Below are 19,519 nucleotides of genomic sequence, written 5' to 3'. Positions count from 1 at the left end.
AATCATGGGAAAGACAACCGGATTTTTAGAATACGAAAGAAAAAATGAACCGTACAAACCTGTTGAGGAACGGATTCAGAAATATGAAGAATTTACCATTCCGCTAGATAAACCGGAATTGAAAAAGCAAGGAGCCCGCTGTATGGACTGTGGAATTCCATTTTGCCACAGCGGTTGCCCGCTGGGTAATCTTATTCCAGACTTTAATGACGCGGTTTACCGCGAGCGTTGGGAAGAGGCTTCACAAATTTTACACGGCACAAACAATTTTCCTGAATTTACGGGAAGATTGTGTCCTGCACCTTGTGAAGAAGCCTGCGTACTGGGTATTAATGAAGACCCCGTAAGTATTGAGAATATTGAGAAAAATATTGCTGAAGAGGCTTTTAAAAACGGCTGGATTAAAGCAAACCCACCTGAAAAGCGCACCGGTAAAAAAGTGGCCGTAATTGGTTCAGGACCTGCGGGTCTTGCCGCAGCTCAGCAGCTTAACCGTGCCGGTCATTTGGTAACGGTTTACGAGCGCGATGAGAAAGCAGGTGGACTATTACGCTACGGAATTCCTGATTTTAAAATGGAAAAACACGTCATCGATCGTCGTTTGGCTATTTTAGAAGAAGAGGGCATAAGCTTTAAATGCGGTGTGCACGTGGGTAAAGACGTTTCTGCAGACCAGTTAAAGTCAGAGTACGATGCAGTTGTGCTTTCAACAGGAGCAACTGTAAGACGTAATTTGCCTATTCCGGGTTCTGATTTAAAAGGAATTTATCAGGCGATGGATTTTCTTCCTCAAAACAACCGTCGTGTTGATGGTTTGCAGTGGGAAGGTGAAGAAATCAAAGCCACCGGAAAAGACGTTATTGTTATTGGTGGTGGAGACACCGGAAGCGACTGTATAGGTACTTCTATCAGACACGGGGCGACCAGCGTTAAGAATTTTGAGATTATGAGTAAAGGAACGCCAGATCGACCTGAAAATCAGCCCTGGCCGTATTGGCCTATGCGTCTACGTACCAGTTCGTCGCACAAGGAAGGTGCAGAGCGCTTTTTCTCTATTTCTACCAAAAAATTTGTTGGGGACGAAAACGGTAATCTTACCGGTCTGGTCACTACGGAAGTTGAATGGACACACAAACCCGGAGAACGCCCTAACCTTTCTGAAGTCCCCGGAACGGAAAAAGAATGGAAAGCAGATATGGTTCTCCTGGCTCTCGGTTTTACCGGAAGCGAGCCTACTATCGCTGAGCAGTTAGGCATTAAGATGGATGCGCGTACAAACATTGAAGCGTCTCCTGAAGATTATATGACTAATGTACCCGGCGTTTTTGCAGCAGGAGATACCCGCAGAGGACAATCCTTAATCGTATGGGCTATTTCTGAAGGCCGCCAGGCTGCTCATTATGTAGATAAATACCTGATGGGTAAATCAGATCTTCCGCTTAAGGGAGATGGCGATTTGCCACGCGTTTAGATATTTATATAAATCAGATAAAAAGGCCGAATGTATTTCGGTCTTTTTTTTTACCTCTAACGCAACCTTTGCACAATTTTTGTATCTACTTAAAGAAAAGAATTCGATAAAAATCTATGTAAAAATTAAGTCCCTTTATTTTAGTAGTATTCATCACGTTGTTCTCCTGTAGTGATGAAGAAGAAAAATCTTCAGATTTGCAAGCCCAGTCAGAACCAGTAAAATTGGAGCTCGTTGCGATGAGCGGCCAGATGCGTAATTCTCAAACTACCGGCGATGCGATGGAATGGCAGGAATATTTTCTGCTTAAAAACGATATGAAATTTGAAAAAGTTCAGCAGCGAGATGGAAAAGAGTATCGCTCTACCGGAACCTTTGAGATTGTGATGATCAATAGTGACAAACACCTCAGGTTTACGCACGATACCAAAAATGAAGCCTACGGCAACTGTACCGGTGATAACATTGAGCTTCTGAGATATACCAGTTCTAACGAATTAACCGGAAGCTGGAGCGCCTGCGACGGTCCCGGTTTAGAATACGCATTCAACTAAAATCAAAAATCGAAACAGTAAAAAAGGATTCCGCCACAAAGCGGAATCTTTTTTTTATAAATAAAAACGCCTTTCTGAAGGCTCAAAAAGACGTTTTCGGAAAATAATAAAAGGTACTTACTTACTCTTATTTTTAGTTATTAAGCATTACCGGCATAACCAGCATGGTAACTGCTTCCCCTTCATCAAGACCATCAACCGGAGTAAGGATTCCGGCGCGATTAGGAAGTGACATTTCGAGAGAAACGTCATTGGCATTTAAATTGTTCAGCATTTCTACCAAAAATCTGCTGTTGAAGCCAATTTGCATATCGTCTCCCTGATAATCACAAGTCAAACGCTCTTCGGCTTTATTGCTGTAGTCGATATCTTCAGCAGAAATATTAAGCTCAGCACCCGCAATTTTAAGGCGAATCTGATGGGTTGTTTTGTTTGAGAAAATAGAAACCCTGCGCACCGAGTTTAAAAACTGATTACGATCAATAGTCAGTTTGTTTGGATTCTCTTTCGGGATTACCGCTTCGTAATTGGGGTATTTTCCGTCGATAAGACGACAAAGCAACTCTACATTGTCAAAGCTGAACTTCGCGTTAGAATCGTTATACTCAACCGTAATATCATCATCACTGGCAGCCAAAATTCCTTTTAGGAGATTAAGCGGCTTTTTCGGCATAATAAACTCAGCGGTTTGTGATGCCTGTACGTCAGATCGTTGGTATTTAACCAGTTTGTGGGCGTCAGTCGCCACAAAAGTCAATCCTTCGGTACTAAACTGAAAGAAAACACCACTCATTACCGGTCTTAAATCATCATTACCGGTTGCAAAAATCGTATTGCTCACTGCTGTAGCTAAAACCGCAGCAGGTATGGTTACTTTACTCGGGTCATCAAGTTCAACGGCATTGGGAAATTCTTCGCCGCTTGCATAAGCCAGCGCGTATTTACCGTGGTTTGAACTGATTTCAACCGTATTGGTGTCTCCGGCAACAAACGTAAGCGGTTGCTCAGGAAATGTTTTTAAGGTATCAAGAAGCAAACGCGCAGGTACGGCGATACTTCCGCTATCTTCAGACTCTACTTCAAGAGTTGCAATCATTGTGGTCTCCAGATCTGAAGCAGATACTTTGAGAACGTTTGCGTCGAGCTCAAATAAAAAATTGTCGAGTATAGGAAGGGTATTGCTGTTGTTGATAACCCCGCCTAAAACCTGTAGTTGTTTTAGAAGGTAAGAACTTGATACAATAAATTTCATGTATTTAAAATTTAACCAACAAGCCTGTGTTTATTCGTCTGACGGTTGGTATAGGTTATTATCTGTTAATTGGTCTCTTTAGGCTTTTTCAAATGAGCTGAAAACAACTCACAGGATATTTTAAAGACCTTCAAAATCTCACTTAAAGCTCTTTTTTAAGCTAAACAAAGATATCCCAATCGTATTTTTTGCCGAAACAAACTTATCAACATCTAAGCCCTGTATTTGCGCTTGCGTAGCAAGGTATACAACAGTCCAAAAATAAGAAGAATCCCCAGCGGAAGCCCTATTGTCAAGGCCTGCCAAGTGGAGCGTTCATTTGAAGTTTTCATAATATCAAGCGCGGGAAGCACGATTGTTTTGCTTCTAATGTTAATAAGACCTGAGTCATCCAAAAGATAATTCACGGCGTTGAGCAAAAACTCCTTATTTCCGTATTCCTTAAAACTGAATTTATCAAAGCCCAGTTCGAGCGGTCTCCCGTTTTGGTCCAGATCATTCTTGATGAAATCCCCGTCAGCAATCACCAGCATCGCATTGGGTTTTGTAGCGCTTTCGCGAAAGGGAATGTTGCTGTTTTCAATCGGAAGAATTCGGTTTTTAAACGTAGAAGTAAACTGTCCTTCCACCAAAACAGCCAGATTTTGTGGCCCCGCGGCGTAGCGCTCGGGCGTAGGTTCGGTAGTGATTGATTCAAGCGTGATAGGTAAGGGAATGCCATCCACCTTTGAAAGTTGGGAACTCTGAAGTAGCACCGTTTTATCTAAACCGTTATCGAGCAAATCAATTTGGTTTACATACTCAAAGGCGACAGGATTATCAATATTCGTATTGATGGGATGATTTTCTTGCGGAGTGACCAGAGGATAAAAAAACCAGGGCAGTTGGGTGTACTGCGATTCACTGCCTTCGCCACTTGCCAGAACCAGAGGAGCGGCATACAAATCTTCTACCAAAACCGGATTTACACGTAACCCAAAATTGAAGAAAAAATCGTTCAGATTAAGATTGCGTGCGGTTGCCAGCGCCATCCCGTTGCGTTTGTACAGGCTATCGGTCTCCATCGCCACCTGATCGATTAAAAACAAAGACTTTCCACCGTTTATGATGTACTGATCAAGCGCATATTTTTCGACATCGGTAAAGGCACGGGTAGGTTTTGCAGCGACAACAAGATCAAACTTGCTAAGTGCAGTCATAACCGTATCGGCTTTTACGTTAACCGAATCAAGCGGAAACGGGGCAATATAATAGCTTTCACGCAGTGTTCTGAAGATATCGGCTATGTACCGGTCTTGCAGTTCATCATTGCCTTTCAGCACTGCTATGCGCTTACTTTTAGGATTTAAAAGTTTGAAAAAGGCTCCGCTAAACGCATATTCCAGATTTTGTACCGAGCGGCTCACGAACTCATCGGGGCTGGCGCCTAAAGTTTTTTTCAATAAGGGAACCGTAACGGTTTTGCCCTGATAGGACGCGATGGCCCAGGGAAAGATAAATTCCTGACTCACCTTCCCATTATCGCGTAACTGCACCTGTTGCGGCCGCATTCCGCGGTTATTGAAATCCTGAGCTACCTGTTCTACCTGCGCACCTTCGGGTACGGGATCAATAAAGGCAAATTTTATATTTGGATTTTCGGAAGCGTATTCCTCAAGCAATTGACGGGTTTCAATTTGCAGTTTTTGAAAAGCATCAGGGACGTTGCCTTCCAGAAAAACATCAACGACGAGCGGCTCTGTGGCCTTAGCTATTATGTTTTCTGAAGTTTCAGAGAGCGTATAACGACTATCTTCGGTAAGATCAAGTCTGAAGTAAACCGAATTGGAAAGCAGCAAAACTGCTGCTAAAATGAGTGCGAAAACCAGATAGGTATATTTTGTTTTCATCTCAAAGACTTTTAGATTGAAGTTTTAGCCTGGTCAGCGCTATAAATACGGCGGTAACTGCAAGGAAATACACTAAATCCCTACTGTCTAAGACACCTCGCGATATACTTTCAAAATGAGTGCTCAGACTCAAACCCCGCAGGAATTCGGTATTTAAAAAGCCGGAAAGCGCATCAAAACCAAAGTAAAATAGAAAGCTTAGAAAGACTGCTATTAAAAAGGCCACTATTTGATTTTCTGAAAGCATAGATGCGAAAATGCCCATCACGGTATAGGCCGCAGCAAGAAATATCAGCCCTAAATAAGATCCAATTAAAATTCCGCTATCAAAATTACCGGGAGGATTACCCAGTTGGTCAATCACATAAACATAAACCAGAGTTGGTATAAGTGCCAAAATGATCAGGGTCAGCGCGCCAAGAAACTTGCCCAAAATGAGCTGCAACGGACTGATGGGTCGTGCCAGTAAAAGTTCCAGAGTTCCCAACCTGAGTTCGTCACTAAAACTGCGCATCGTTACCGCCGGAATGAGGAAAATAAAAATCCAGGGTGTGAGTTGAAAAAAGGGCGTGAGGTCTGCAAAACCGTAATCAAAGATGTTGAAACCGGAGTCGAACACCCACAAAAACAAGCCGTTGAGTACTAAAAACAGCCCGATCACGAGATAGCCTACCGGCGAAGCAAAAAAGGAATGAAATTCTTTTTTTAAAATGCTAAACATAAACGTTGTACCAGATTATTTTTCGAGATCTGCAATGATTTTCATCGCGACCCGCAGGGCTTCGGTTCCCTGTGCCAAACTAACGACAGGCGTCTCATCTTGTTGTATCGCTTTCGCGAAAGCGTTAAGTTCATCAAGAATCGCGTTATTCGGTTCTACCTCAGGGTTATCAAAGTAAATTTGTTTTTTAACTCCTTCGGCATTCTGAAGAATCATCGCAAAATCATCCGGATTTTCAGGAGCGTCTTTCATACGCACCACCTCACATTTTTTCTCCAGAAAATCTACTGAAATGTATGCATCACGCTGAAAGAACCGGGCTTTACGCATCTTTTTCATCGAGATTCTGCTGGCAGTAAGATTAGCTACGCAGCCGTTTGCAAACTCAATACGCGCGTTGGCGATGTCTGGCGTGTCACTAATAACCGCTACGCCCGAAGCCGAGATGCTTTTTACCTCGCTTTGCACAACGCTAAGAATCGCGTCAATATCGTGTATCATCAAATCAAGCACCACAGGCACATCGGTACCGCGCGGGTTAAATTCTGCCAGGCGGTGCGCTTCAATAAACATAGGATTGTCAATGAGGTCGTTAACGGCAGTAAATGCCGGATTGAAACGCTCTACGTGACCTACCTGGCCGCGTACGCCGTGTTTTTTGGCCAGTTCGCGTATCGCAACAGCCTGCTCCACAGTTTGGGTAATGGGTTTTTCAATAAATAAATGTTTACCGGCTTTGATTACCTGCTCTGCACAATCAAAGTGATGCGTAGTTGGCGTAACCACATCAATCATATCGCAGGCTTCTATAAGCGCCTGCATCGTGGGAAAACGCTTGTAACCAAACTCTTCTGCCACAGCTGCGGCTACAGATTCAGACTCGTCGTAAAACCCTACGAGCTCATAATATTCAGATTGTTGTAATAGTTTCAGGTGTATTTTACCCAGGTGACCTGCACCCAGAACGCCGGCTTTAAGCATAAATTCTTTATTTAACTCAACTGGTGAGCGTGAAGTTTCCGCTAGGGAAACGGTATTTTTCTAATTCATCAAAAGCTGATGATTCATACAAAAATAGGTTTTCTGACCGACAATAAGCAGGAAACTGCTAAGCAGCAATGGCATTAAGTTTAAAGCGATTCTTTTTAAACAACACATTTATCTGAAACTGCTCTGACTGTTGAAAAATTATAGTTTAAAGACTGGCAGGAGTGGGGCTGCTTTGCTTATTTTAGCGGTATGAATGATACTACACGTCACCAGGGAAAGCGCCGTTTACTGGCTCAGATTGTAGAAAAAAAAGGGGTCAAAGATCCACTGGTTCTTGAGGCTATACGCAAAATTCCGCGTCACTTTTTTATGGACAGCAGTTTTGAGGATCACGCCTATCAGGACAAGGCATTTCCTATTGCTGCAGATCAGACCATTTCGCAGCCCTATACCGTAGGTTTTCAAACCGAATTGCTGCAGATCAAAAAAGGAGATAAAATTCTGGAAATAGGCACGGGAAGCGGGTATCAAACTGCTGTGCTGTGTGAAGTAGGTGCCAAAGTATATAGTATAGAACGCCAGCAGGAACTGTTTAAGAAGACCAAAAATTTCCTGACGAAACTGGGCTATCGACCCAAACGCCTGAGTTTTGGTGACGGCTATTTGGGAATGCCTGAGTTTGCCCCTTTTGACGGAATCATTGTAACCGCAGGAGCTCCTTATATTCCAAAACCGCTTTTGGCACAATTGAAAATAGGAGGGAAGCTGGTCATTCCGGTAGGGGACGACGTACAAACTATGACGCGCATCATCCGAAAATCAGAAACTGAATTTGAGAAAAAGGAATACGGAGAATTTCGCTTTGTTCCGTTATTAGAGGATAAGAATTAAACGGTAGGCGTTTAAATAATTCATCAGGAAAACGGTCTCTACTTCTTTCGCGAACGCGAAAAATCTATCCCCGTAATTGCTGGTAAGTGTAATAATACCAGCCAAGTCCAACAGCTGAAAGTAATGCCACCGCATACACCGGAATAAATTTCAGCTCAATTAGCTCTACCGGCTTTACCTGAGTAAGTGCAAAGCCTACCAATGCGATACCGGTGATCCAGGCTATACTTACGCCCAGTAGTTGTTTTGCTATTCGTTTGCGGGTGTTTCTTTTGCGTTGCTCTTTCATAATCATACATTCTTAACTGTTAAAATTTACAAAACGAAACGCAAAACGCCAAAAACCGATTTCGTACATACATAAAAAAGCCCCGTGAAAACGAGGTTTTACGGGGCTTGTTATGATTTCGAAACAAAAATTATTCTGCTATAAAATCTTCTTTAGTTTTAAAAGTCACTGGTTCTTTTTCTGCTTTTTGGATTTCCTTGTTAAGTGTTTCAAAGTATTTCTTTTCAATTTTAGAATAGGTTTCCCACGCATTTTTAATTTGCGTCTCGTAGGTCTCCGCATTGCGGTAAAATACCGGAGCGGGTTTTTCAAAAGCAGCAGCCACGTTGTTGTAGAGTTCGCTCAACTTTTCACGCAGTTCGGGTTCTGCTTCCTGAACATAGCGGTCACCGGTGGTAATTACCAAAGTTTTCTTCAAAGCGGTAAGTTCTTCGCGGGCTTTAGTCGCTTTCTTAGATTCCAGTCCTTCCAGTTTTTCAACCCAATGATCAATACGATATCCCAGATAGGCTAGATCTTCCACATCATCAAACAAGCGCATTGTTAATTTGCGCTGTGCCTCGCGGTCTGCCTCACTCAGCATCGTATTGGGATCATTTTCAATCCTAATGTTGTGCTCGTAAGTGTCTTTACCTTTAGTGATAATGACTTTGTAGGTGCCGGCTTCGGCGTAGGGAGCCGCTACAAACGAAGGTATTTTACCTACTGCTACTTTAGGAGCTTTTTTCAACTGATCCCAAAGCACAATATTCAGACCTTTTGATTTTCCGGGAGCGGGCTCAGCGATAAGGTTGCCTTCCGTATCCCTTATTTCCATAGTCATTTTACCAAAAGTGTGACGCTTTTTAAGGTAATACATAATCTTAGCCTGCTTGCTGGGATTAGGCCCTACAAACTGCGTTTCGGTACTGGTACTGCCAAAGCCCGAGCTTTCATCAATAATTCCGGCAGGGGTTTCAAAAAAATGCAGTTCTTCCGCTAAAACATCCTGATTGATTTGTCGTAAAGGCGAAATGTCATCGATGATGATCACACCACGACCGTGAGTTCCTAAGACTAAATCGGAAGTTTGCTTTTGCAATTCAATATAATGCACCGCGACTGGCGGAAGGTTGTTGGTGAAATGCGACCAGTGCTTACCGCCATCAACGGTGATAAACAGACCAAATTCAGTTCCCAAAAACAACAGATCTTCACTCTCGTAATCTTCCTGAATGTTTCGGGCGAAACCTTTAATCTCATCGGTTACTAAAGAATTCCAGGTTTTACCGAAATCGGTGGTTTTATACACGTAGGTGTTCATATCGCCGGTTGCGTGACCGTCAAAAACCGCATACGCCGTTCCTTTGCTGTGAACGCTGGCTTCAATATGATACACCCACGTATTTGCCGGTAAATTCGGAATGTTTTCGACCAGATTAGTCCAGGTTTTACCGCCGTTTTGAGTTAGTTGAACATTACCATCATCAGTCCCTACCCAGATGATGTTTTCATCCAGAGGAGATTCAGCGATGGTGAAAATGGTTGTGTGCGTCTCAGCACCCGATTTGTCAAGGGATAATCCGCCTGATTCCAGTTCCTGCTTTTTAGGATCGTTTGTGGTAAGGTCTGGCGAAATTTTAAACCAGGTATCACCCATATCCTCACTTTTGTGCAGATACTGACTTCCCATATAAAAACGATCTGGCGCGTGTGCTGACAGGGCCATTGGCGCATTCCAGTTAAAACGCAATTTCTCATCACCTTCAGGCTGTGGAGCTACATTTTTGGTTTGGTTACGCTCGGTATTGTAACGCCATACCGTTTGTGCGCCCTGCATTTCCGAATAGATATAGGGCTTGGTAGAGTGTTTCAATACGCGGAAACCATCTCCCTGACCTACGCGCTCCCAGTCACGGGCTTCTATACCTCCGGGAGAGGCTGAAGGGCCGTACCACGAACCGTTATCCTGCAAACCACCATAGATATTATAAGGCGTTGCGTCGTCAACCGAGATCTGATAAAACTGTGAAACCGGTAAATCTTCTACCATTTCAAAGGTTGCCCCGCCATCCCAGCTGCGGTAAACCCCGCCGTCTGTTGCGGTATACATACGATCACTGTCTTTTAGATCAAAAACAATATCGTGAATGTCTGAGTGCTGGTAGCCTAAATCGGTAAAGGTCTTTCCGCCGTCGCGTGATAACGAACCGTTTAAACCACCTTTGACCACGATATCGGGATTTTTAGGATCAACCACCAGGCGCGCGAAGTAAAAAGGACGCACCGTAAGACCAAAATCGTTATTTAGGTGTTCCCAGCTTGCTCCGGCATCGGTGGACTTGTAGAGTCCGTTTGTTTTTTCGCTGGCTGTTTCTACAGCAGCATACAAAATAGTAGGATCTGAAGGCGCGAGGGCAATCGCGATACGGCCCAGATCTCCTTCAGGAATGCCGTTTTGAATTTTATTCCAGGTCTTTCCGGCATCGGTACTTTTAAAAATTCCGCTCGTAGCTCCACCTGAATCAAAACCCCAGGGTGTTCTGCGGAATTTCCACATCGAAGCATAAAGCACATTTGGGTTTTCAGGATCCATAATCAAATCTGCCGCTCCGGTTGCTGTATCGGTGTAAAGCACTTTTTCCCAGGTAGTCCCGGCATCGGTACTTTTATAAATACCACGTTCTTCACTGTCGCTCCACAGCGCGCCTAGAACTGCGACGTACATTTCCTGATTATTTTCGGGGTTGATCACGATAGCACTGATGCGCTCTGAGTTTTCAAAACCTACATTCTTCCAGGTTGCGCCGCCATCGGTTGATTTATAGAGTCCGTCGCCAAGGCTTACCGAGTTGCGGGTCCAGATTTCTCCGGTGCCCACCCAAACGGTTTTATCGGGATCTGTGGGATCAATTTCAATGGCACCAATAGATTGCGCATGTTCGTCAAAAACGGGTTCAAAGCTTGCTCCACCGTTTTCGGTTTTCCAAACACCACCACCGGCAGCACCGGCGTACAAAATACGGTTGTTGGTGGGATGGGCCTCAAGATCTATAAAGCGGCCGCTCATCAGAGCTGGACCAATCTGACGGGCTTTGAGATCGCCAAAGAGTTGCTTACCCGTAAGTGTGATTTCTTCTTGAGCGGCTACAGACGCAAACGTCATTAGGGCACCGGTAAGACTGAGTAGTATTTTTTTCATCTTCGTATGTATTATGTGCTGGCGGAGCTAAATGCGGCAAGCACGGTTTGATTCGGTTAGTTGAAGCAAAAAAGACAGTAAACGTTTAACTAAAAAAGGTGCCAAAACATCGTAAAGGCACCTTTTAGTTTATTGCTTAAGCTCTTAGATTCCTTTATAAGGATTTTAAGTTCAGGGATTTATTCTTCTGGAAATTCGAAAATACTCTCGTCGATCTCAGGATTAACCACGATCTCGCTCATTTGAAAAGGCTGACCGGCCTGGCTCATCGCAAATGGAAAGTATAGACCTTCAACCTCCTGATAATCACTCATGGTGATGTTAATAGGCTGTCCCATTTGAGTTGTTTCGATCGCGATAGGCACATACGAGTCCTGATCAAAGTAGTAGTAGCTGATGCTTGGCGTTTCAACACCATTCATCATAACAGGCTCCTGAACAACTTTAACTTTATAGGTTTCTGCACCGTCTTTGGTTTCAACACCTACATATTCAACCTCATATCCATTTTCTTTATAGTGTAACAGTGGAGAAGGGAAGTCGTTATTGTTGAGCTTCATATTGTTGCTCATCTCTTCAGAAGCTTTTTCGGGCTTCATAGACATAAAATTGGTAGTCCATAAAGTCTCTCCGTCAAAAGCCATTTGTGTGATTTTTTGACCGTTAAATTCAATAACCACCGCTTGTTTTCCGTCTTTAGTATTATAAACAGTCACCGGGATCGACATTCCGCCCTGATTAACCGTAGCGCTCATTTTAGTAGCTTCTACATCATTCCAGGCATCACCGCCGGTATTTTCGATGTAGGTGCTGATGATTTCATCTGCAGTTTGTGCAGAAAGCGGCATAGTCACAGCCACAACAGCAAGAATAAATAAGGTTTTAACGAGTTTCATAAATTTCTGTTTTTAGATTCTTTGCGAGTAAGACATCAATTGTGCCATTCTGTTACACAATCTAATCATAAAAATTAAAAATTAAGGATTTTCCTAAAACCTCCGGTTGCAATCCCTTTGTTTCAGTTTGGGATTTATATCTTTAAAGACCAAAGCTTTTTGGCTTCAATTCTATGAAAACGCGCTAGGTATATATACTACCCAGTGCCCGTCAATAAGATTAAAGCAGCGCTAAATATGTGTATTAAAAAAATGAATAAATGAAATTTGGTAAAGTAGATAACCCGGAAGCTATAGATTTTACGCTTCCTCCAGATCATCCCGATACGCAGGTAATTTTAAACAGCAAGGCAAACAATCAAAAACCGCAATTGTATGTGGGTTGTGCCAAATGGAATAAGCAGGATTTAAAGAATTTTTATCCGAGAGGTACCAAAGATGAATTGGGCTACTATTCCCGCCAGTTTAATTCTATAGAATTGAATGCTACCTTTTACAGGCTCTTTCCTAAGGATCAGTTTGAAAAATGGCAGGAAAAAGTACCGGATGGGTTTAAGTTTTTCCCAAAAATAACCCAGACCATCAGTCACCTGAAACGCTTGATTGATGCCGAAAAATTACTACCCGAATATCTGGACCATACCCTTTTGCTTAAGGAGAATCTGGGGACTGTTTTTCTACAGATGCATAACAACTTTGCTCCTAAAGACTGGGATCGCGTGGTCAATTTTGTCAATGCGTGGCCGCGTGAAGTTCCGCTGGCGATCGAGTTCAGACATACCGATTGGTTCAATACTCCCGAAGTTTCAAATAAACTGTATTATTTGCTTGAAGAGCACAACATCAGTAATGTGCTGGTAGATACGGCCGGAAGACGGGATATTATGCATATGCGTATGACCAGCGAAGAAGCATTTATCCGTTTTGTAGGCGCTAATCATCCCAGTGATTACGATCGTCTGGATGCCTGGGTAGATCGTTTGGATACCTGGATGGAACAGGGACTGCGCCAGATTGATTTTTTTATCCATCAAAATGTGGAGAAAGAATCACCACTGCTGGCCACCCATTTTATAAAACAGATGAACAGTCGTTTTGGTTTTGATTTAAAAATACCCGGAAAAGATAACGATGCACCTACTCTGGACCTCTGAAATAAAAAAAGTAAATGAAAGAAAAAGTAATAGTAGTTTTCGGTGTGTCCGGAAGCGGAAAAAGCACTATTGGTAAATTATTGGCAGAACGGCTTGATATTTCCTTTAAAGACGCTGATGATTACCATCCGAAAGCGAATGTAGATAAGATGGCCGGAGGCAATCCCCTCAACGATGCCGACCGAAAACCCTGGCTTGAAACCCTGGCTCAGGAGATGGAAGCGTGGAGTAAAAACTCCGGTGCCGTACTGGCCTGTTCGGCGCTTAAGGAATCTTATCGCAAGTTGCTTTCTCAGAAAGTGACGCCACAATGGGTTTATTTAGAAGGTTCTTTTGAATTATTAAAATCCCGTTTAGACAATCGAAAAGGGCATTTTTTTAACTCGGAATTGCTGCAATCGCAACTGGACACCCTTGAAGAACCTGACTACGGCATTCACGTTTCTATTGAGCCCAGCCCGGAAGCCATTGTTGACGAGATTGTAAAGAAACTTTAAGGGCAGTTTATGGATTATCAGTTGCTGTTTGCCGTTTTTGCGGGTATTGCCTTATTACTACTTTTAATACTTCGCTTTAAATTACAGGCGTTTCTTGCGTTGCTTATTGTCTGTATTACGGTGGGTGTTTTAAGCGGAATGCAGCCTCAGGCTATTCTGGATTCTATAACCAAAGGAGTGGGAGGTACCCTGGGTTTTGTCGCCACCGTTGTAGGTTTAGGATCTCTTTTTGGGGCTGTTTTGGAGCATTCAGGAGGAGCGCAGCAACTGGCTAATGTTTTGCTTTCTAAATTCGGAATCAAGCGGGCCCCTTGGTCTATTATGCTCGCCGGATTTTTTATCGCAATCCCGGTATTTTTTGATGTGGCTTTCATCATTTTAATCCCGCTTATTTACGCCTTACAACGCGATACCAAAAAATCGCTGTTGCTTTATGCTTTGCCCTTACTGGCGGGTCTGGCTGTGACTCACGCTTTTATTCCTCCCACGCCGGGACCTATTGCGGTCGCAGACATTCTGCAGGCCAATTTGGGCTGGGTGATCGTATTTGGATTTGTAACCGGTATTCCCGCTGCGGCTGTCGCCGGACCTTTTTTCGCACGTTACATCGCTTCAAAAATTCATATTGATGCGCCTTTTGAGTCTCAGGTGGAAGCAGAGACTCCAAAGCAATTACCTTCAGCCTCCGGTATTCTGGCCATTATCTTTTTACCAATTGCCCTTATCGTTTTCAATACGGTGCTTACGAGTCCACTGGCCGCAGACTGGTCAATTCCTGATGGCGTGATCTATACAGCCCAGTTGCTTGGGCATCCGTTTACGGCATTGATTCTGGCCAATCTGATCGCGTGGTATGTTTTAGGCATTCGCCGAAAGGTTTCCAAAGAGACGCTACTCGATATTTCAACAAAAGCCCTTTATCCTGCCGGAGTGATCATTTTGCTTACCGGAGCAGGAGGCGCATTTAAACAAATACTGATCGATACTGGTGCCGGAACGATGATCGCGGAGTCACTCACCAGCGATTACTTTCCGCCGGTGGTATTTGGTTTCCTGGTAGCGGCGGTAGTGCGAATTATGCAGGGTTCGTCTACTGTTGCGATGATCACCGCAGCAGGGATTACCGCTCCGCTTCTGGAAGGAACAGCATATTCTGAGATGCAACTCGCGATACTGGTAATCGCCATTGCGGCAGGAGCATCCGTATTTTCACACGTAAACGACAGCGGTTTCTGGCTGGTAAAGCAGTATTTGGGACTAACCGAAAAGCAAACCTTTAAAACCTGGTCTGTACTTACTTCACTCATCGCCCTTGTAGGGCTTGCAGTATCTACTTTACTCTGGTTTCTGGTTTAGGAATCTGATTTTTTAGCTTCTGAATTTTGAGGAGTACTTTGTGAAGTTTGCTCAAAACGCAGCGGGCTGTCTTTTGCCGCACCATACAACTTGATTTCCTGAATATCTGCCGGCATATAGAAACCGTTATCTTCTAAAGCCTCTTTCACCTTCCGTACAACGCTACCTTTAGTAATAAGCGCCATTCTGCGGAAGTCTTTAGTATCAACCCAAAAGTATACTTTCAGGTTTACGGTACTGGTTGCAAGCTCATCTTCAATCACAAAATTTTCGTGCTCCTCATCTTCAATCACGTTGGGTTCGGCACGCAAAGCTTCCATCACCACTTTTTTGGCTCCGTCAATATTATCTTCGTAGGCAATACCAATGGTAAAATTCCAGCGGAAGAATCCGTCTTCCGTATAGTTGGTAACAGGAGTGGTGAGCACATCACTGTTTGGGATATAGACATCTTTTCCGTCAAAAGTTTTAAGCTTCGTATAGCGAAACTCCAGGGCTTTCACCTTTCCAAAGTTATCCCCAATTTCTACCGTATCGTTTACGTTAAAGGGTCTGTTGAATGCCAGTATAATCCCGGCTATAAAATTTTCGCCTATATCTTTAAAAGCAAAGCCTAAAACTACGGCACTGGCACCCGCAGCGGTTAAAATCCCGGTAGCAATCGCACCCAGTCCTGCTGCTCTTAGCGCCAGCATGACAGCGATTATAAAGAAGGTAATGCGAATGGCTTTACCCAAAAACCGACTCATTAAGGGATCCTGAGTGCGTTGTGAGATGCGCTGACGGGCAAAATTGCCCACCCAGGCGCCGATAAGCGTTCCCAGAATTATAATGAGCACACCCAGACCTATTCCCGGCAACTGCTCTATAAAACTGTCATAAAAATTTTGAAAGGCTTCTGAAACTGTGTGATTGTCTTCCATTTTGTGTAATTAATTAGTTTCTTTTCGGGTATCTTTTTGAGTGGCTTCCTTTTGAATGATTTCGTAAGCGCGCTCCAGTTGGTTTTCGGTGGGAAGGGCAGGAGTTTGTTCTTCTTTATTTTCGGGCTCTAAACTTAGTTTAATGTAAGCCGGAAAGTGATCTGAACCTATTTTGGCTCCGCGATCTAATTCAACAACTCTAAAATGTTCAGAAACAAAAATATGATCCAGCGGCCAGCGCATCAGGATGTTATTGGCGTTGAACGTATTAAAAAGACCACGTCCCAGTCTGGGGTCTAGCAATTCACTTACCTCTTTAAACAACTGCGTAGACTCAGACCAGGCAACATCGTTAAAATCCCCAAGGACCAAAACAGGTAGGGAAGACTCTCTACTTTTAAAAGCCGTTTTCATCATTTCGGCATCCCGGTCTGTAGACCGCGGATTGTGCTGTGGCATAGGCGGAGTAGGGTGTATTGCAAAGAGTTGAACCTGTTCGCCAGATTTTAGTGTGACGCGCGCATCAATAGAGGGGATGCTGTCGTCTACCAGATAATGAACTTCGGAATTTTGCAGAGGCAGTTTTGAATACAGGAGCATTCCGTAGGTATTACTCAGCGGCGCACCTTTATAATAGGGATATTCGCTCTTAAGTGTAGGATCAACCGCATTAAGCCATTTATCATCTGCTTCCAGAAGTAATAAGATATCCGGGTTTTTAGTTTTAACTTCTGCCAAAAGGCTGTCGTATTTGGTGTTCTTCTCAAGTACGTTAGCCACGAGGATATTAAATTGGGCTTCGGCCTTCTCATTTTGAGCATCAAGTACTTCATACTCAGCAACGCCTGTATAAGGGTAAATTTTTAGGACCTGAAAAACCAGACAGGCAATCATCACGCTCATAAATACATAATCTTTAAACCACCTGATGTCAAAGCGCATAAAGTAGGCCAGTGTGGCAATAGCCGTAAATACGGTAAGTTGCAGATGCGGAAAATCAAAAACACGTATCCACCAATAATCAGCGGCAATAAAGGGTAAAAGGGTAAGTACCACAGCGGTACCTCCAAGGATTTGCAGGAAACTTTTAAAAGTCATCGGTTAGTTGTTTAGGTCCTTTTTAGAGGACGTTTTCATTTTGAAAGTCTCAAAATGAATCAAACAGCAACCTAATCGTTTTTTACGTGCCTTTGCGTTAAGAAGTTGGTAATATCTTTAGAAGAGGGTTCTTCAAAGATTTCCAGATCAAAATAGGAGACCGCAGCAATCACATGATCAAAAATATCGGCCTGAATGTGCTCATAATGTTCCCAACGCTTGTCTTTGCTAAAGCAAAATATCTCTAAAGGAATGCCCTGAGCCGTAGGGGGTAAATGACGAACCATCAGAAAGAGGTCTTTGTTAATCGCAGGGTTTTCATACAAATAGGCATCAATATATTTCCTAAAAACACCCAGATTGGTCTGATTAAGACCGTTAATAGGCAGGCTGTCATCAACCTCGAGCTTTCGGTTGGTGCGCAATACCTCTTTTTGCATGTGATCTATATAAGGAGCGACCAGTTGAATGCGTTTGAGACGTTTTAGATCGTCATCGGTAAGAAAACGTACCGAATTTTGTTTGATATAAACCGCGCGTTTAATACGACGCCCTTCGCTTTCCTGCATTCCCCGCCAGTTTTGAAAGGAATCTGAAATGAGGCTATAGGTTGGGATGGTGGTGTAGGTATTGTCCCAGTTTTGTACCTTAACTGTAGCCAGGTTTATTTCGGTCACATTACCGTCTGCGCCATATTTGCTAAAGGTGATCCAGTCGCCGATGCGTACAATATCATTTATGGAAACCTGAATGGAAGCGACGAAACCCAAAATAGTGTCTTTAAAAATCAGCAGAATAATCGCCGAAGCAGCTCCCAATTGTAGAATAAAATCTAAAGGGTCTCTGTCAAAAAGTTCAAGAATGAAGAAGAAAATACCCAGAGCCCACAGGAAAAGCATAGTTACCTGAAGGTAGCTCTGCAGGGGTTTGTCAAAATACTGCTCTTTAGTCTGAAAGTAATCACGCGTGGTACGCAGGATACTGCGTATAATTTTTACAACCAGCAGAATGACATAGATATTCAGGAGTTTTTTTAACCAATAAAGCGTCGTCTCATAATCGTCAAGCAATTGGGTGAAAAACCAGTTGAACAAAACCAGCGGAATTATATGTGCGATGTACCGCGGAAAATTGGTGAGAACCAAAAAGTCATCAAAGGAGGTCTTGGTCTTATTGCTAAATATCTTAAAGGCTTCGATGATGACCCGTTTGAGCAAGCGATCGAGTAGTGCCAGCAGGATCAGAAAAATAAAGCCATTGAGAAAAACCGAAAGCATCTCAGCATAAATGCCGGAAACGCCCAGATCTTTTAAATACTCCGTAAAAAATTTGAGATAGCCATCTAAGTCTAAAACCATCGGGTGCTTTGTTTGATTTGCAAAAATAGGAATAGGCTTTCTATTTATGGTTAAAGGGTATTAAAGAAACACGTATATCGATTCTATTAAGTGGGTGTCAATTTGAAAATGTAAGATAAATATTACATTGTGTATTTATTGATATTCAGATAAGTTCTTGTTTAAGACGTTTTTAAGGATAAACATATGATATATTGTAGGAATAATAGTTCAATTTCGCCTTTTAAAATATGTTAAATGTTAAAATACTTAAATTTTAATGCATTTTATCGATTTAATTTGTTTTTAATAGATGAAAGTAAATACATTTACGTCGTAATACAACAAAACCCCAATTCATGAAAAAATCAATTACGCTAATCGGTGCTCTTTTATTGACCTGTTTAGTTAGCGCTCAGTCTGAGACTGAGGCTGAAGAATCTAAACCATCTGCCCCAAGTCCAAAAGAAGCTACAATTGAATTAAAAACCCCAAAAACTGCTGTAGAGTTACCCGAAGCTGTACTTAGATTACACGACCTTGAGAAACGAGAATATAAAGGAAACATCATTTATACTCACGTGCCCCTCGAGTTAGCCAAAATCAAGAGTCCTGTAAAAACAGTATAAGGGCTTTTCACCCTCAAATCACCCCAAACTTAAACACACCCAAATCCTATTGAATAGCTATTTACAACACAACCCCTAATGCTCTTTTAAGTGATCAGTTCATTTTACCCCTAAACCGTTCTGAACGTTTAATTGAAAATTCGATTTCCCCAAATCGTAATTGAGAAAAGTTTAAGTTGGGAGAAAGGCCCGTCGCGCAAGCGCGGGTTTTTCATTTTTGGTAAATTGCTAAATTTCAGATAAGTATAATTAATTTGTTTAAAAAGCGTATTTTTTAAGGTGTATAGCTTTCACTTTTTGGTTAAAGCATTATATTTGCACCCGCAAAACCGGTCGCGTAGCTCAGTTGGATAGAGCATCTGCCTTCTAAGCAGACGGTCACAGGTTCGAA

17 protein-coding genes are annotated in these 19,519 nt (G+C 42.8%); 7 read left to right on the top strand and 10 right to left on the bottom strand.

Annotated elements, in window-relative coordinates:
• Nucleotides 1-4: 4 nt before the first annotated feature.
• A complete protein-coding gene (locus tag CJ305_RS14435; protein ID WP_099647001.1) occupies nucleotides 5-1,471 on the top strand; it encodes a glutamate synthase subunit beta in 1,467 nt (488 codons plus the stop codon).
• A gap of 197 nt (nucleotides 1,472-1,668) precedes the next feature.
• Nucleotides 1,669-2,025, top strand: a complete 357-nt coding sequence (locus CJ305_RS14430; RefSeq protein WP_189319460.1) for a hypothetical protein — start codon at nucleotides 1,669-1,671, stop codon at nucleotides 2,023-2,025.
• Between the two features lie 133 nt (nucleotides 2,026-2,158).
• On the opposite strand, the gene dnaN is transcribed toward CJ305_RS14430, so the two are convergent.
• From dnaN to CJ305_RS14410, 4 genes are all read right to left on the bottom strand, one after another.
• A complete protein-coding gene (dnaN, locus tag CJ305_RS14425; protein ID WP_099646999.1) occupies nucleotides 2,159-3,277 on the bottom strand; it encodes a DNA polymerase III subunit beta in 1,119 nt (372 codons plus the stop codon).
• A 212-nt stretch (nucleotides 3,278-3,489) separates the two neighbouring features.
• Nucleotides 3,490-5,166 (bottom strand): gliding motility-associated ABC transporter substrate-binding protein GldG, encoded by a 1,677-nt coding sequence (gene gldG, locus CJ305_RS14420; protein WP_099646998.1) that lies wholly within the window; start codon nucleotides 5,164-5,166, stop codon nucleotides 3,490-3,492.
• A gap of 1 nt (nucleotide 5,167) precedes the next feature.
• Entirely contained in the window at nucleotides 5,168-5,887 is a 720-nt protein-coding gene (gene gldF / locus CJ305_RS14415) for a gliding motility-associated ABC transporter permease subunit GldF (RefSeq protein WP_099646997.1), read from the bottom strand.
• Nucleotides 5,888-5,902: 15 nt separating this feature from the next.
• On the bottom strand, nucleotides 5,903-6,868 hold the full coding sequence (locus tag CJ305_RS14410) for a Gfo/Idh/MocA family protein (RefSeq protein ID WP_099646996.1): 966 nt from the start codon (nucleotides 6,866-6,868) through the stop codon (nucleotides 5,903-5,905).
• Nucleotides 6,869-7,126: 258 nt separating this feature from the next.
• On the opposite strand from CJ305_RS14410, the gene CJ305_RS14405 reads away from it, so the two are divergent.
• Nucleotides 7,127-7,768, top strand: coding sequence for a protein-L-isoaspartate(D-aspartate) O-methyltransferase (locus tag CJ305_RS14405; protein WP_099646995.1), 642 nt, complete (start codon nucleotides 7,127-7,129; stop codon nucleotides 7,766-7,768).
• Between the two features lie 64 nt (nucleotides 7,769-7,832).
• Here the strand turns inward: CJ305_RS14405 and CJ305_RS14400 are convergent, their stop codons facing one another.
• The 3 genes from CJ305_RS14400 to CJ305_RS14390 all read right to left on the bottom strand — a co-directional run bounded on the left by CJ305_RS14400 (nucleotide 7,833) and on the right by CJ305_RS14390 (nucleotide 12,134).
• The gene (locus CJ305_RS14400; protein ID WP_099646994.1) at nucleotides 7,833-8,057 is read right to left on the bottom strand and encodes a hypothetical protein; all 225 of its coding nucleotides are present in this window, start codon (nucleotides 8,055-8,057) and stop codon (nucleotides 7,833-7,835) included.
• Between the two features lie 130 nt (nucleotides 8,058-8,187).
• The gene (locus CJ305_RS14395; RefSeq protein ID WP_099646993.1) at nucleotides 8,188-11,238 is read right to left on the bottom strand and encodes a WD40/YVTN/BNR-like repeat-containing protein; all 3,051 of its coding nucleotides are present in this window, start codon (nucleotides 11,236-11,238) and stop codon (nucleotides 8,188-8,190) included.
• A 179-nt stretch (nucleotides 11,239-11,417) separates the two neighbouring features.
• The gene (locus tag CJ305_RS14390; RefSeq protein ID WP_099646992.1) at nucleotides 11,418-12,134 is read right to left on the bottom strand and encodes a LolA-like protein; all 717 of its coding nucleotides are present in this window, start codon (nucleotides 12,132-12,134) and stop codon (nucleotides 11,418-11,420) included.
• A 260-nt stretch (nucleotides 12,135-12,394) separates the two neighbouring features.
• Between CJ305_RS14390 and CJ305_RS14385 the strand changes: the two genes are divergently transcribed.
• The 3 genes from CJ305_RS14385 to CJ305_RS14375 are packed head-to-tail and all read left to right on the top strand — an operon-like array spanning nucleotide 12,395 to nucleotide 15,141.
• Nucleotides 12,395-13,288, top strand: a complete 894-nt coding sequence (locus CJ305_RS14385) for a DUF72 domain-containing protein (RefSeq protein ID WP_099646991.1) — start codon at nucleotides 12,395-12,397, stop codon at nucleotides 13,286-13,288.
• 14 nt (nucleotides 13,289-13,302) lie between these two features.
• Nucleotides 13,303-13,785 (top strand): gluconokinase, encoded by a 483-nt coding sequence (locus tag CJ305_RS14380; protein ID WP_099646990.1) that lies wholly within the window; start codon nucleotides 13,303-13,305, stop codon nucleotides 13,783-13,785.
• 9 nt (nucleotides 13,786-13,794) lie between these two features.
• The gene (locus CJ305_RS14375; RefSeq protein ID WP_099646989.1) at nucleotides 13,795-15,141 is read left to right on the top strand and encodes a GntP family permease; all 1,347 of its coding nucleotides are present in this window, start codon (nucleotides 13,795-13,797) and stop codon (nucleotides 15,139-15,141) included.
• Here CJ305_RS14375 and CJ305_RS14370 read toward each other — a convergent pair.
• From CJ305_RS14370 to CJ305_RS14360, 3 genes are all read right to left on the bottom strand, one after another.
• Nucleotides 15,138-16,064, bottom strand: a complete 927-nt coding sequence (locus CJ305_RS14370; RefSeq protein ID WP_099646988.1) for a mechanosensitive ion channel family protein — start codon at nucleotides 16,062-16,064, stop codon at nucleotides 15,138-15,140. The two genes, CJ305_RS14375 and CJ305_RS14370, sit on opposite strands and share 4 nt — an antisense overlap.
• A 9-nt stretch (nucleotides 16,065-16,073) precedes the next feature.
• A complete protein-coding gene (locus CJ305_RS14365) occupies nucleotides 16,074-17,162 on the bottom strand; it encodes an endonuclease/exonuclease/phosphatase family protein (protein ID WP_099646987.1) in 1,089 nt (362 codons plus the stop codon).
• 71 nt (nucleotides 17,163-17,233) lie between these two features.
• Entirely contained in the window at nucleotides 17,234-18,520 is a 1,287-nt protein-coding gene (locus tag CJ305_RS14360) for a mechanosensitive ion channel family protein (RefSeq protein WP_099646986.1), read from the bottom strand.
• 338 nt (nucleotides 18,521-18,858) lie between these two features.
• Between CJ305_RS14360 and CJ305_RS14355 the strand changes: the two genes are divergently transcribed.
• Nucleotides 18,859-19,128 carry a hypothetical protein gene (locus tag CJ305_RS14355; RefSeq protein WP_099646985.1) on the top strand — a complete coding sequence of 90 codons (270 nt, stop codon included), beginning with the start codon at nucleotides 18,859-18,861 and terminating at the stop codon, nucleotides 19,126-19,128.
• Nucleotides 19,129-19,519 lie beyond the last annotated feature (391 nt).

Source organism: Leeuwenhoekiella nanhaiensis, assembly GCF_002744755.1.
GTDB lineage: Bacteria > Bacteroidota > Bacteroidia > Flavobacteriales > Flavobacteriaceae > Leeuwenhoekiella > Leeuwenhoekiella nanhaiensis.
The sequence above is the reverse complement of the archived record's forward strand: the minus strand, read 5'-3'. Positions and strand labels throughout refer to the sequence as shown.

Bases quoted from the DNA above. Each gene is read 5' to 3' on its own strand.
- CJ305_RS14370 (WP_099646988.1), bottom strand. From the start codon at position 16,064: ATGGAAGACAATCACACAGTTTCAGAAGCCTTTCAAAATTTTTATGAC.
- CJ305_RS14410 (WP_099646996.1), bottom strand. From the start codon at position 6,868: ATGCTTAAAGCCGGCGTTCTGGGTGCAGGTCACCTGGGTAAAATACAC.
- gldF (WP_099646997.1), bottom strand. From the start codon at position 5,887: ATGTTTAGCATTTTAAAAAAAGAATTTCATTCCTTTTTTGCTTCGCCG.
- dnaN (WP_099646999.1), bottom strand. From the start codon at position 3,277: ATGAAATTTATTGTATCAAGTTCTTACCTTCTAAAACAACTACAGGTT.
- CJ305_RS14365 (WP_099646987.1), bottom strand. From the start codon at position 17,162: ATGACTTTTAAAAGTTTCCTGCAAATCCTTGGAGGTACCGCTGTGGTA.
- gldG (WP_099646998.1), bottom strand. From the start codon at position 5,166: ATGAAAACAAAATATACCTATCTGGTTTTCGCACTCATTTTAGCAGCA.
- CJ305_RS14405 (WP_099646995.1), top strand. From the start codon at position 7,127: ATGAATGATACTACACGTCACCAGGGAAAGCGCCGTTTACTGGCTCAG.
- CJ305_RS14385 (WP_099646991.1), top strand. From the start codon at position 12,395: ATGAAATTTGGTAAAGTAGATAACCCGGAAGCTATAGATTTTACGCTT.
- CJ305_RS14360 (WP_099646986.1), bottom strand. From the start codon at position 18,520: ATGGTTTTAGACTTAGATGGCTATCTCAAATTTTTTACGGAGTATTTA.
- CJ305_RS14390 (WP_099646992.1), bottom strand. From the start codon at position 12,134: ATGAAACTCGTTAAAACCTTATTTATTCTTGCTGTTGTGGCTGTGACT.
- CJ305_RS14395 (WP_099646993.1), bottom strand. From the start codon at position 11,238: ATGAAAAAAATACTACTCAGTCTTACCGGTGCCCTAATGACGTTTGCG.
- CJ305_RS14400 (WP_099646994.1), bottom strand. From the start codon at position 8,057: ATGAAAGAGCAACGCAAAAGAAACACCCGCAAACGAATAGCAAAACAA.
- CJ305_RS14375 (WP_099646989.1), top strand. From the start codon at position 13,795: ATGGATTATCAGTTGCTGTTTGCCGTTTTTGCGGGTATTGCCTTATTA.
- CJ305_RS14355 (WP_099646985.1), top strand. From the start codon at position 18,859: ATGAAAAAATCAATTACGCTAATCGGTGCTCTTTTATTGACCTGTTTA.
- CJ305_RS14380 (WP_099646990.1), top strand. From the start codon at position 13,303: ATGAAAGAAAAAGTAATAGTAGTTTTCGGTGTGTCCGGAAGCGGAAAA.
- CJ305_RS14435 (WP_099647001.1), top strand. From the start codon at position 5: ATGGGAAAGACAACCGGATTTTTAGAATACGAAAGAAAAAATGAACCG.